The following is a 12,475-nucleotide window of genomic DNA, read 5'->3' as shown; positions in this document are numbered from 1 at the left end:
GGCTCAGTTGGCGTCCAGGGTCACCGTGAAGGAGAAGCGGTCGCCCCGGTAGTGGATGACCGCCGCGTCCAGCACCCGCCCGTCCGCGTCGTACGTCACGCCCGTGTAGTGCAGGATCGGGCTCAGCAGCGGGACTTGGAGCAGCTTCGCCGTCTCCGGATCCGCCAGCCGCGCCTCCACGGTGTCCGTGATGCGGCTGATGTCCGCCCCGACGGCATCGCGCAGCACCTTCGTCATCGGCCAGCGGACCAGGTCGCCCAGGTCGATGCGCGCGGCCAGTTCGGGGCGGACGTAGTTGCGGGCGTGGTTGGTCGGCTCGCCCGTCTTCTCGTCGCTGCGCAGCCGGTGGTACGTCGCCACCTCGTCGATGTCCGGGAAGTACTCGGCGAGTTCGGCCGGCACCTGCGTGCTGCCGTGGTCCAGCAGCTCGGTCGCCATGCCGGACTGCTGGGCCACGATCGCGTCCACCGAGCCGAGCAGCCGCACCGGGGCGCCCCGGCGGGCGTCCGGCTCGATGAACGTGCCGCGCCTGCGATGGCGCGTGATCAGGCCCTCGTCCTCCAGCTCCTTGAGCGCCTGCCGCATGGTCAGCACGCTCACGCCGTAGTGCTCCGCCAACTGCTCCTCGGTGGGCAGGCGCAGCGGGTCCTGCGGGCGGCGGCCCAGTATCGAGGCGCGCAGCGACTGCGACACCTGGTACCAGAGCGGCAGCTTGCGGTTCAGGACGATCGAGTCCGGGGCGAAGGAGGTCACGGGGCCATCCGTACCGGTAGGGGATCTTTACTGCAAGGGGCGGAAGTGGCGCTCCATGCCCTGCCAGACGTCGTCGTAACGCTGTTGCAGGTGCTCGGCGCCGGCCGCCTGCGGGGTCAGCGTCACCGGCCAGCGGGTCTCGAACATGAACGCAAGCCCGTCGTCGATCTTCTGCGGCTTCAGCTCCGCCGCGCTCGCGCGATCGAACGTCTCCCGGTCCGGGCCGTGCGCCGACATCATGTTGTGCAGCGAACCGCCGCCCGGCACGAAGCCTTCCGCCTTCGCGTCGTAGGCGCCCTCGACGAGGCCCATGTACTCGCTCATCACGTTCCGGTGGAAGTACGGCGGCCGGAAGGTGTCCTCGCCCACCAGCCAGCGCGGGGCGAACACGACGAAGTCGACGCCGGCGAGGCCCGGAGTGTCCGACGGGGACGTCAGCACCGTGAAGATCGACGGGTCGGGGTGGTCGTAGGAGATGGTGCCGATCACATTGAAACGGCGCAGGTCATAGACGTACGGCACATGGTTGCCGTGCCAGGCGACCACGTCGAGGGGTGTGTGGTCGTAGGTGGCCGTCCAGAGGTTGCCGCAGTACTTGTTCACCACCTCCACCGGGCCCTCGACGTCCTCGTACGCGGCCACCGGAGCCCTGAAGTCCCGAGCGTTCGCCAGGCCGTTGGCGCCGATCGGGCCCAGGTCGGGGAGGTGGAAGGGGGCCCCATAGTTCTCGCACACATAGCCCCGGGCGGAGTCATCCAGTAGCTCCACACGGAAGCGCACCCCACGTGGAATCAGCGCCACATGTCCCGGCTCCACATGCAGCAGCCCGAACTCGGTGCGCAGCAGGAGCCCGCCGCGCTCCGGCACGATCAGCAGCTCGCCGTCGGCGTCGCTGAAGACGCGGTCCATCGAGGAGTTGGCGTGATAGAGGTGCACGGCCATGCCGGTGCGCTGGGTCGCGTCGCCGTTGCCGCCGAGGGTCCACAGGCCGGCGAGGAAGTCGGTGCCGGGCGCGGGCTCGGGCAGCGGGTTCCAGCGCAGGCGGTTCGGGTCCGGCACCGACTCCGCGAACGGCGCCGTACGGATCGCGCCGTTGTCCGTGCGCGTGAACGCCGGGTGGGCGGCCGACGGGCGGATGCGGTACAGCCACGAGCGGCGGTTGTGCGCCCTCGGCTCGGTGAACGCCGTACCGCTCAGCTGCTCCGCGTACAGGCCCAGCGGGGCACGCTGGGGTGAGTTGCGGCCCTCGGGGAGGGCACCGGGCACCGCCTCCGAGCTGTGCTCGTTGCCGAAACCGGAGAGGTAGGTCAGCCCTTCCGCGGTCTTCCGCGTGTCCCCGCTCATGATCGCTCCCTTGGGTTCTGATTCCTATGCTTCACCGTAGGATTGCGATTTCCCGGGCGCAAGAGATCCGCCGGATCTTCCCTGTGCGTACGACCAGAAGTGGACGCCAACCCGACTCAAGGGGGATTCGGCTGTCGGACCGGTGTTCTAGTCTCCGGGCATGTCGTGGACGCGGACCCTTCTCGCCGCGCTCGCGGTCTGTGTCCTGCTGCTGACCGGAACCGCGGGCTGCGGCTCCAGTGCTGCGCGGGACCGGGACGGCACCGCGGTGTCGCCCTCCCCGGTGGGCAAGGTCCTCGACGACACCGACGACGAGGGGCGGCACTACCGCGAGGTGGGCGAGGACGACGCCCCCGAGGTCGGCATCGAGGTGCAGCCGGACCCGGACGGCGGCGACGGAGGCTGGGACGTACGGCTGACGGTCCGCGGATTCCGCTTCTCGCCCGCCGGAACCGAGGCGAGGGCGACGGCCGGGCGCGGGCTCGCGTACCTCTTCGTGGACGGCCGGCTCGTCTCCAGGCTCCGCGCCCCCGACTGTCGCCTCCCGGCCGACCTCGTCCCGCGCGGCACCCATCAGGTCACCGTCCGGCTGTACGCCGACGACGGCACGGTGTGGGCCGTGGACGGCGAGCCCGTCCAGAGCACGGCCGACGTCACGGCGTCGGGGGCGGAAACGACCGCGACGCCGACGCCGTCACCGTCCAGCGCGGCACTGAGTGAGCCGGGTACCCGCTCCCGTACAGGGGGCAAGGGTTCACCGGACCGAGCGGGAAAGGCATCATGAAGACCGTGCCCCATCCAGCAACGCTTCGCCGGGCGCCCGTGCAGCGGCGCAGCGCCGAACGGCTCACCCGGATCCTCGACGCCTGCGCCGACCTCCTCGACGAGGTCGGCTACGACGACCTGAGCACCCGGGCCGTCGCCCAGCGCGCCGGCGTCCCCATCGGATCGGTCTACCGGTTCTTCGGCAACAAACGCCAGATGGCCGACGCCCTCGCCCAGCGCAATCTCGAGCGCTACACCGCCCGCGTCACCGAGCGCCTGGAGGCGGCCGGCGAGGCGGCCGGTGCGGGAGGCTGGCGCGTGGCCATGGACGCCGTGCTCGACGAGTACATCGCCATGAAGCGCACCGCGCCCGGCTTCTCCCTCGTCGACTTCGGCAACCAGATCCCCGTAGGCACCCGCGGCGAACCCAACCACCGCGTCGCCGACCGCCTCACCGATCTGCTCTCCGGCTACCTCGACCACGAGCCGGACGAGGATCTGCGCCGCACCTTCCTCGTCGCCGTCGAAACCGCCGACACGCTGGTCCACCTGGCCTTCCGGATGGCCCCGGAGGGCGACGACCGGATCCTGGACGAAGCGCGGCTGCTGCTGCGGGCGTATCTGGCGCGGGTGCTGGACTGACGCCGCCGCTCGCGAATTTCCGACCTCACCCCCGGAGAGGGCTCCCCGTCATGCATACCGGTCGGTATGCTCGGTTCGAGCTCGTGCGTCACCACTGCCGCCACCTCCGGGAGGACCCGTGTCCCGCACCGCACTGCGCATCTGCCCCCTGTGCGAGGCCACCTGTGGCCTGACCCTCACCATCGAGGGGACCAAGGTCACCGGCGCCCGCGGCGACCGTGACGACGTGTTCAGCAAGGGGTTCATCTGCCCCAAGGGCGCTTCCTTCGGAGCCGTCGACGGCGACCCCGACCGGCTGCGCACCCCGCTCGTGCGCAGGGACGGCGAGCTGCGCGAGGCCACCTGGGAGGAGGCCTTCGACGCGGTCGCCGCCGGACTGCGCCCGGTCGTCGAGCGGTACGGGCCGAACTCCGTGGGCGTCGTGCTGGGCAACCCCAACGTGCACACCGTGGCCGGCGCCCTCTACCCGCCGGTCCTGATGGCCGGCCTGCGCACCCGCAGCGTCTTCACCGCCTCCACGGTCGACCAGATGCCCAAGCACGTCTCCAGCGGACTGCTCTACGGCGACGCCCTCGCGATCCCCGTGCCGGACCTCGACCACACCGACCACCTCCTCCTCATCGGCGCCAACCCCCTGGAGTCCAACGGCAGCCTGTGCACCGCCCCCGACTTCCCGGGCAAGCTCAAGGCGCTCAAGGCCCGCGGCGGCACCCTCACCGTCATCGACCCGCGCCGCACCCGCACGGCCAAGCTCGCCGACCGGCACATCGCGATCCGGCCCGGCACCGACGCGCTGCTGCTGGCGGCGATGGCGTACGTGCTGTTCGAGGAAGACCTGGTCGCGTTGGGGGAGTTGGCGCCGCACGTCCAGGGAGTCGAGGAACTGCGCGCGGAGGTCGGGGACTTCACCCCGGAAGCCGTCGCCGACGCCTGCGACGTGGACGCCGGTACGATCCGGACCCTCGCCCGCGAGCTCGCCGCCGCGCCCACCGCCGCCGTCTACGGCCGCATCGGCAGCTGCACCGTCCCGCACGGCACCCTGGCCAGCTGGCTCGTGGACGTCCTCAACATCCTCACCGGCAACCTCGACCGCCCGGGCGGCGCCCTCTTCCCGCAGGCCGCCACCGACAAGACGCCCCGCCCCGCGGGGCCGGGCCACGGCTTCGCGCTCGGGCGCTGGAAGTCCCGGGTGAGCGGCCACCCCGAGGCCAAGGGCGAGTTGCCGCTGTCCGCGCTCGCCGAGGAGATCGACACCGCCACCGCTGAGGGCGAACCCATCCGGGCCCTCGTCGCCGTCGCGTCCAACCCCGTCCTGTCGGCCCCCGACGGCGACCGGCTCGACAAGGCGCTCGGCTCGCTCGACTTCATGGTCAGCGTCGACCCGTACCTCAACGAGACCTCGCGCCACGCCCACGTGGTCCTGCCGCCGCCCCCGCCCTCGCAGAGCCCGCACCACGACTTCGCCTTCAACACCCTCGCCGTGCGCAACCAGGTCCGCTACACCCGCGCCGCCGTCCCGCTGGAGCCCGGCCGCATGGCCGAGTCCGAGATCCTGGCCCGGCTCATCCTGGCCGCCACGGATTGGGGTCTCCCCTGCTCGAGCGAAGCCGAGAGCTTGGGGAAGCACGGCGCCGACCCGTCCGCCGTGGACGCGATGATCGTCGACCAGACCCTCGGCAAGGCGGTGAAGGAGCCGCACTCCCCGGTGCACGGCCGTGACCCGAGGGAACTCGCCGCGCAGCTCACCGGCGTCAGCGGCCCCGAGCGACGGCTCGACATGATGCTGCGCCTCGGCCCCTACGGCGACGGCTTCGGCGTACGCCCCGACGGGCTGACCCTGGAGAAGCTGCTCGCGCATCCGCACGGCATTGACCTCGGACCGCTGAAGTCCCGGCTGCCGCAGCCGCTGAAGACCGTCAGCGGCAAGGTGGAGCTGCTGCCGGAGCCCATCGCCGGCGATCTGCCCCGGCTGCGGGAGGCCCTGCGGCACCGCCCCGACGGGCTCGTCCTCATCGGCCGCCGCCATCTGCGCTCCAACAACAGCTGGATGCACAACGTGCCCGCCCTCACCGGCGGCTCCAACCGCTGCACCCTGCACATCCACCCGGCGGACGCCGAGCGGCTCGGCGTGCGGGACGGGGCTGCCGTACGCCTGAAGGGCGCCGGGGGAGAGGTGACCGCGCCCGCCGAGGTCACCGACGCGGTGCGCCCGGGTGTGGTGAGCCTGCCGCACGGCTGGGGTCACGACCGCCCCGGCACCCGGCTCGGCCACGCCGCCACCGACCCCGGAGTCAACGTCAACCAGCTCCTCGACGGCAGCCTGCTCGACCCGCTGTCGGGCAACGCGGTCCTCAACGGAGTGCCCATCGAGGTGGCCCCGGTGTCCGAAAAGATCACGGCTCTGACCTGAGCAAAGCTCTGACCTGGAGTTTTGCGCTTATTGCTCGCATGTCAACGTCTTGTTAACGCCGCTTGACGGGACCTAACGTCGTCGCACCCCGGCCCTCGTCGGATGTTCAAGGGCGAACGTTAGGTATCCACTCATGCTGACCATCCTCGGCTTCGCCATGATCGCGACCTTCCTGGTCCTGATCATGATGAAGAAGATGTCGCCGATCGCGGCGCTCGTACTGATTCCGGCATTGTTCTGTGTGTTCGTCGGAAAGGGCGCCAAGCTCGGTGACTACGTCATCGAAGGCGTCACCAGCCTCGCCCCCACCGCGGCGATGCTCATGTTCGCGATCGTCTACTTCGGTGTGATGATCGATGTCGGCCTCTTCGACCCGATCGTTCGGGGCATCCTGAAGTTCTGCAAGGCCGACCCGATGCGGGTCGTCGTCGGCACGGCGATCCTCGCCGCGATCGTCTCCCTCGACGGCGACGGCTCGACCACCTTCATGATCACCGTCTCGGCGATGTACCCGCTGTACAAGCGCCTGAAGATGAGCCTGGTCGTGATGACCGGTGTCGCCGCGATGGCCAACGGCGTGATGAACACGCTGCCGTGGGGCGGCCCGACCGCCCGCGCCGCCACCGCGCTCAAGCTCGACGCCAGCGACATCTTCGTCCCGATGATCCCGGCTCTCGCCGTCGGTCTGCTGGCCGTCTTCGTCCTCTCGTACTTCCTCGGCCTGCGCGAGCGCAAGCGCCTGGGCGTGCTCACGCTGGACGAGGTCCTTGGCGAGGAGAAGGTCGAGGAGAAGGAGACCGAGACGGTTCTCGTGGGCGCCGGTGGCGCCGGCGGCTCCGGTGCGGCCAAGGCCCCGCAGGGCACCGGCGGTTCGGGCTCCGGCACCGACGCGGAGGACGCCGAGGACGACGAGCGCTTCCAGGCCCTGGACCCCGACCGGTCCACCCTGCGCCCCAAGCTCTACTGGTTCAACGCGCTGATGACGGTCGCCCTGCTCACCGCCATGATCATGGAGTGGCTGCCGATCCCGGTGCTGTTCCTGATCGGGGCCGCGCTCGCGCTCACCGTGAACTTCCCGCACATCCCCGACCAGAAGGCCCGCCTCGCCGCCCACGCCGACAACGTCCTGAACGTCTCCGGCATGGTCTTCGCCGCCGCCGTCTTCACCGGCGTCCTCCAGGGCACCGGCATGGTCGACCACATGGCCAAGTGGATGGTGGACGTCATCCCCGAGGGCATGGGCCCGCACATGGCCCTGGTCACCGGCATCTTGAGCCTCCCGCTCACCTACTTCATGTCCAACGACGGCTTCTACTTCGGCGTCCTGCCCGTCCTCGCCGAGGCCGGCGCGGCGCACGGCGTCACCCCGCTGGAGATGGCCCGCGCCTCGCTGGTCGGCCAGCCGCTGCACATGTCGAGCCCGCTCGTCCCGGCCGTGTACGTCCTGGTCGGCATGGCGAAGGTGGAGTTCGGCGACCACACCAGGTTCGTCGTGAAGTGGGCCGCGCTCACCTGCCTGGTCATCCTCGCGGCGGGAATCCTCTTCGGCATCATCTGACCCGCCTGATCTGCCTGAATCATCTGCGTCACCTGAATCACCCGAGTCACCTGATCCGCAAGTACCTTTCCAGGAGGACACGTTCATGAGGCCCGGTGGGAACCGTGGCTGGCTGCTCCGCCTCGTCATCGCCTTCAGCTTCGCGCAGGGGGCGGTGTCGATGGCCCGGCCCGCCGTCTCCTACCGGGCCCTCGCGCTGGGCGCGGACGAGCGGGCGGTCGGTGTGATCGCGGGTGTGTACGCCCTGCTCCCGCTGTTCGTCGCCGTCCCGCTGGGCCGCCGTACCGACCATGGCCGCTGTGCGCCGCTGTTGCCCGTCGGCGTCGTCCTCATATCCGGCGGCTGCGCGATGAGCGGTCTCGCGGACTCGCTCTGGGCGATGGCCGTGTGGAGCGGGGTGATGGGCCTCGGGCACCTGTGCTTCGTGATCGGTGCCCAGTCCCTGGTCGCCCGCCAGTCCGCGCCGCACGAACAGGACCGCAACTTCGGCCACTTCACCATCGGCGCCTCCCTCGGCCAGCTGGTCGGCCCGATCGCGGCGGGCGCGCTGATCGGCGGCCGGGACATGGCGGGGACCAGCGCGCTCGCCCTGCTCGTCGCGGGCGCGGGCGGCGCCGTCGCGTTCACCTCGCTGTGGCGCGTAGAGAGCCGTACGACGGCCAAGTCCCGCGGGGAACGGGGCGAGCGCGTGCCCGTCAAGCGCATCCTGCGCGCCCGGGGCGTGCCCGCCGGCATCTTCATCAGCCTCGCCGTGCTGTCCGCGACCGACATCCTCACCGCCTACCTCCCGGTGGTCGGCGAGCACCGGGGCATCGCGCCGTCCGTGGTCGGCGTCCTGCTCAGCCTGCGCGCGGCGGCCACCATCGCGTGCCGTCTGGTCCTGACGCCCCTGCTGCGGCTGCTCGGCCGCACCCTGCTGCTGACCGTGACCTGTCTGCTGGCGGCCCTGCTGTGCGCGGGCATCGCGCTGCCGGTGCCGGTGTGGGCGCTGGCCGTGATGCTGGCGGTGCTGGGCTTCTGTCTCGGCGTCGGCCAGCCGCTGTCCATGACGACGGTCGTCCAGGCGGCACCCGAGGGCGCCCGCTCCACCGCCCTCGCCCTGAGGCTGACCGGCAACCGCCTCGGCCAGGTCGCCGCGCCGGCCTCGGCGGGCCTGGTCGCGGGTGTCGCGGGGGTGGCTGCGCCGTTCGCGATGCTGGGCGCGCTGCTGCTGGTGTCGGCGGGGATTGCGCTGCGGGCGCCGGCGAGGCCGGCGGGGGAGGGGGAGGACGCCGGGGAGCGGCGCGGCGCGAGGGCGATCTTGCGTCGAAAGAGTGGTATCTGATGGGCCGTAAGGCGGTGCATCCACGATTCGGCGTGCGCATGTGAAAGAGAGTCAGACGAAGAGCGATTTGTACGAAAATCGTCTGACTCGGAGGACTCGCATGCCCACCACGTCTCTTCCACGCCGGGCCGCGCGCATCGCCGCCGTCACGGCGCTCACCGCCGCGCTGACCCCGCTGACCGGGATGCCGGCGTCGGGAGCCGCGCCGATGGCACCCGGCGACAATGGCACCCTCAAGATCCACACCGCGCCGTGGGACGGGGTCGCGCGCACGCCGTACGGGGACGCGATCGACGAGCCGAGGGTCTGCCGGTTCTACCTCGACGCGGCCAACTTCGAGACCGTTCCGAACGTCACCTGGAACATCGCGACCCAGCCCAATGTGCCGGGCGGTGCCACGCTGCGCGGGACCCTCAACCTCCAGCCGGGCGGCATCGGCCACACCGAGGACCTGAACCTGCCCGACGGGCAGTACCGGCTGTCGTGGACGTTCACGGGCATGACGGGCGGCGAGCGGGAGAAGACGTTCACGATCGACTGCCGGACCTCGATGACGACGCCCCCGCCCGGCCCCCAGGGCGGTCCGCCCGCCGGCGGCGGTGGCATCGCCCGCGACGAGGCCTTCACCACGGTCGCCGGCGCCGGAATCGTCGGACTGGCCGCCGTGGGCGGGGTGATCTGGTTCCGGCTCCGCCGCCGCACGCATGGCGCGTAGAAGACGCAGGCCCTGGTACCGGACGCGGGCCTACCGCCTGACGAGGACGGCCGTGCTGACCGTCTCGCTGGTGGCGGTCGGCGTCCGGTGCGACCACGAGAGACCCGGAGCGGACACGACCGCTCCGGGCTCCGTCGAAGCCTCCGAGGTCCAAGCCGCCGGCACCGGATCCGGTGCCGGCGGGGCGGGCGCCGACTCCCGCCCCGGCGCGGGCGGTCCGCCCGCCGACGCCCGCGAGTCAGCACCCGAACCACCCGAACCCGACGGCCAGGCGGCCGCGCCCCGGCCCGACTACGCCGCCCCGACCGCGGCCCCGGCGACAACCCCGGACCCGCCCTCCACCTCCCTTTCCCCCTCACCCCGGCCCGCCCGCACCTCAAAGGCGGGCAAGCGCCCCGACGGCCCTCGCCCCCTGCCCCGCTCCCGTGCGACCCGCCTCGCCATCCCCTACATCAGCGTCGACTCCCCGCTGATGGACCTGCACCTCGACGGCGAGCGGCGCCTGCCCGCGCCCCCGGAGGACAAGCCCAACCTGGTCGGCTGGTACGCGGACGGGCCCTCCCCGGGCGAACAGGGCACCGCCATCGCCGTGGGTCACCTCGACACCGACACCGGACCCGCCGTCTTCGGCGGCCTCGGAGAACTGAAGCGCGGCAAGCGCATCGAGATCCGGCGCGCCGACGGACGGACCGCCGTCTACAAGGTCGACGCCATCAAGACGTACGAGAAGGACAAGTTCCCCAACCGCGAGGTGTACGGCGCCCGGGCCCGGCCGGAGCTTCGGCTGATCACCTGCGGTGGCAACTACAACCGCAGGACCGGCTACACGGGCAACGTCGTCGTCTACGCCCATCTCACCGCGACCCGTGAGCCGAAGGGCGCCGGCCGGCGCTGAATCCGGCCGTCCGGTTGCCCGCCTGTTGGACAGCGGCGCCGGATTCGGCCCGTTCCCTTCCCCCGGCCGCACACATTCCGTTAACTTCCGTGACTCATACGCCCCGTGCGACCCGCACGAGGCGTTCGACCGCGGAGCACCAGGGCCCGTCCGGCGGACGCGCGTGCCGGACCGTGCTGACCCGGCATGCCGGACGGGCCCCGGCGCCTGAACGAGCCCCCGGGGGCATCCGTCATGACACGCGCCATCTCCCTGCACGACGTGAGCAAGTCCTACACACGGGGCACCCGCGTCGTGGACGGGCTCTCGCTGGACATCGAGCCCGGTGAATTCCTCGTCCTGCTCGGGCCCTCCGGCTGCGGCAAGTCCACCGTGCTCCGGATGATCGCCGGGCTGGAGGAGATCGACGAGGGCGAACTGCTGCTGGACGGCGAGTGGGCCAATGACCTGCTGCCCGCCGACCGGAAGATGGCGATGGTTTTCCAGAACTTCGCCCTCTACCCGAGCATGACCGGCCGCGACAACATCGGCTTCCCGCTGCGCATCGAGTCGCCCGGCGCGGATCCCGGCCCGCAGGTGGACGCCACCGCCCGCATGCTGGGCATCGAGGACCTCCTCGACCGCTTCCCCGCCCAGCTCTCCGGCGGCGAACGCCAGCGCGTCGCCATGGGCCGGGCCATCGCCCGCCACCCGACCGCCTTCCTGATGGACGAGCCGCTGTCCAACCTCGACGCCAAGCTCCGGGGCCACCTGCGCGCCGAGATCTCCGGCCTCACCCGGAAGCTGGGCGTCACCACGGTCTACGTCACCCATGACCAGGCCGAGGCGATGTCGCTCGGCGACCGGGTCGCCGTCCTGCGCGGCGGCGTCCTCCAGCAGGTCGGCGCACCCCGCTCGGTGTACTCGCTGCCGCGCAACGTCTTCGTCGCCGCCTTCATCGGCACCCCGCGCATCAACCTGCTGCGCGGCCTCGTGCGCGCCCCGCTGGACGGCGCGATGACCATCAGCCTCGGCAAGCAGTACCTCCGGCTGCCCGAACCCCTGTGCCTGGACCACCAGTTGCTGCGGGTGCAGCAGGGGCGCGAGGTCATCGTGGGGCTGCGGTCGGAGGCGGTCCGCATCGCGCAGCCCGCCAGTGCCCGCCCCGGCGAGGTGCACATCACCGGCCTGGTAGAGCATGTGGAGTTCCAGGGCCATGAGGTCCTCGTCCACTTCAACACCGGCTCCCGGCCGGCCGTCGTCCCCGACCTGGAGGCCCCGCGCCCGGTCCGGGCGGTCCGGCGCCGCCGCCGTGACTCCGGCACGGTGCTGGAGCGACTGCGCAGCCGCGCGGGCGCCCTGCGTGCCGGGCCCGTGGTGACGCTGGAGCACCCCGGCGACGGCGCGGCCGACCCGGTGCCGCCCGAGGGCCGGCTCCCCGGCGACCTCATCGTCCGCACCACACCCGACTTCGACCTGCGGCACGGTATGCAGGTCCCCCTCCTCGTCGACATCGCCCATCTGTTCGTCTTCGACCAGCACGGAGAGCGAATCTGCCCGGCCCCGGCGAGGCTTCCCGACCTGGAGGAGTGAAGTCCGCCGGGTTTGGCTAGTTATGCGCCATGAATGCGCACTTCGCCCGAACCCGGGCCGTTCTCACCGCCGTCGGCCTTGTGCTGGCCGTCGGAGCGCCGACCGCCTACGCCACCCTCGACGTCGGCGCCACCGCGGCGCCGGTGCGGGGAGAGCCGTACATCGAGACCCAGTTGTTCTTCGGTACCGCGCGCCCGGACGGCGGTCCCGTGGTCACCGACGGGCAGTTCATGGAGTTCGTCGACAAGGAGGTGACGCCGGACTTCCCGGACGGGCTCACGATCCAGTCCGGGCGGGGGCAGTGGCGGGACGTGAACGGCGTGATCGAGAAGGAGCGGTCCTACGAGCTCATCCTGCTCTACCCGCGCACGCAGGCGGATTCCGGTGACCGCAGGATCGAGGAGATCCGCCGCGCCTACGAGAAGGCTTTCGGCCAGGAGGCGGTGGGGAGGGTGGACGACGAGGCGCGCGTCGCCTTCTGATGTCATGGGGTGTCC

10 protein-coding genes and 1 pseudogene are annotated in these 12,475 nt (G+C 71.5%); 9 read left to right on the top strand and 2 right to left on the bottom strand.

What is annotated here, in order from left to right; genetic code table 11:
- Positions 1-3: 3 nt before the first annotated feature.
- Both OG254_RS10730 and hmgA read right to left on the bottom strand, forming a co-directional pair.
- Positions 4-753, bottom strand: coding sequence for a GntR family transcriptional regulator (locus OG254_RS10730; protein WP_405579941.1), 750 nt, complete (start codon positions 751-753; stop codon positions 4-6).
- A gap of 27 nt (positions 754-780) precedes the next feature.
- Positions 781-2,097: a homogentisate 1,2-dioxygenase gene (gene hmgA, locus OG254_RS10725; protein ID WP_405579939.1), complete on the bottom strand. Its 1,317-nt coding sequence runs from the start codon at positions 2,095-2,097 to the stop codon at positions 781-783.
- 160 nt (positions 2,098-2,257) lie between these two features.
- Here hmgA and OG254_RS10720 point away from each other — a divergent pair, with 160 nt between their 5' ends.
- From OG254_RS10720 to OG254_RS10680, 9 genes and pseudogenes are all read left to right on the top strand, one after another.
- Positions 2,258-2,881 (top strand): hypothetical protein, encoded by a 624-nt coding sequence (locus tag OG254_RS10720; protein ID WP_405579937.1) that lies wholly within the window; start codon positions 2,258-2,260, stop codon positions 2,879-2,881.
- Positions 2,878-3,504, top strand: a complete 627-nt coding sequence (locus OG254_RS10715; protein ID WP_405579935.1) for a TetR family transcriptional regulator — start codon at positions 2,878-2,880, stop codon at positions 3,502-3,504. The genes OG254_RS10720 and OG254_RS10715 overlap by 4 nt, the downstream gene beginning before the upstream one ends.
- Positions 3,505-3,622: 118 nt before the next feature.
- On the top strand, positions 3,623-5,914 hold the full coding sequence (locus OG254_RS10710) for a molybdopterin oxidoreductase family protein (RefSeq protein WP_405579933.1): 2,292 nt from the start codon (positions 3,623-3,625) through the stop codon (positions 5,912-5,914).
- A gap of 115 nt (positions 5,915-6,029) precedes the next feature.
- A pseudogene (locus OG254_RS10705) lies at positions 6,030-7,472 on the top strand (CitMHS family transporter); the annotation flags it as partial.
- An 85-nt stretch (positions 7,473-7,557) separates the two neighbouring features.
- The gene (locus tag OG254_RS10700; protein ID WP_405579930.1) at positions 7,558-8,796 is read left to right on the top strand and encodes an MFS transporter; all 1,239 of its coding nucleotides are present in this window, start codon (positions 7,558-7,560) and stop codon (positions 8,794-8,796) included.
- A gap of 100 nt (positions 8,797-8,896) precedes the next feature.
- A complete protein-coding gene (locus tag OG254_RS10695; protein WP_405579928.1) occupies positions 8,897-9,511 on the top strand; it encodes a hypothetical protein in 615 nt (204 codons plus the stop codon).
- Positions 9,501-10,406 (top strand): class F sortase, encoded by a 906-nt coding sequence (locus tag OG254_RS10690; RefSeq protein WP_405579926.1) that lies wholly within the window; start codon positions 9,501-9,503, stop codon positions 10,404-10,406. The genes OG254_RS10695 and OG254_RS10690 overlap by 11 nt, the downstream gene beginning before the upstream one ends.
- Positions 10,407-10,640: 234 nt before the next feature.
- Positions 10,641-11,978, top strand: coding sequence for an ABC transporter ATP-binding protein (locus tag OG254_RS10685; protein WP_405579923.1), 1,338 nt, complete (start codon positions 10,641-10,643; stop codon positions 11,976-11,978).
- Between the two features lie 29 nt (positions 11,979-12,007).
- The gene (locus OG254_RS10680) at positions 12,008-12,460 is read left to right on the top strand and encodes a DUF3574 domain-containing protein (RefSeq protein ID WP_405579921.1); all 453 of its coding nucleotides are present in this window, start codon (positions 12,008-12,010) and stop codon (positions 12,458-12,460) included.
- Positions 12,461-12,475: the final 15 nt, after the last annotated feature.

Origin of the sequence: Streptomyces sp. NBC_01092 (genome assembly GCF_045039535.1) — a bacterium.
Lineage (GTDB): Bacteria > Actinomycetota > Actinomycetes > Streptomycetales > Streptomycetaceae > Streptomyces.
The sequence above is the reverse complement of the archived record's forward strand: the minus strand, read 5'-3'. Positions and strand labels throughout refer to the sequence as shown.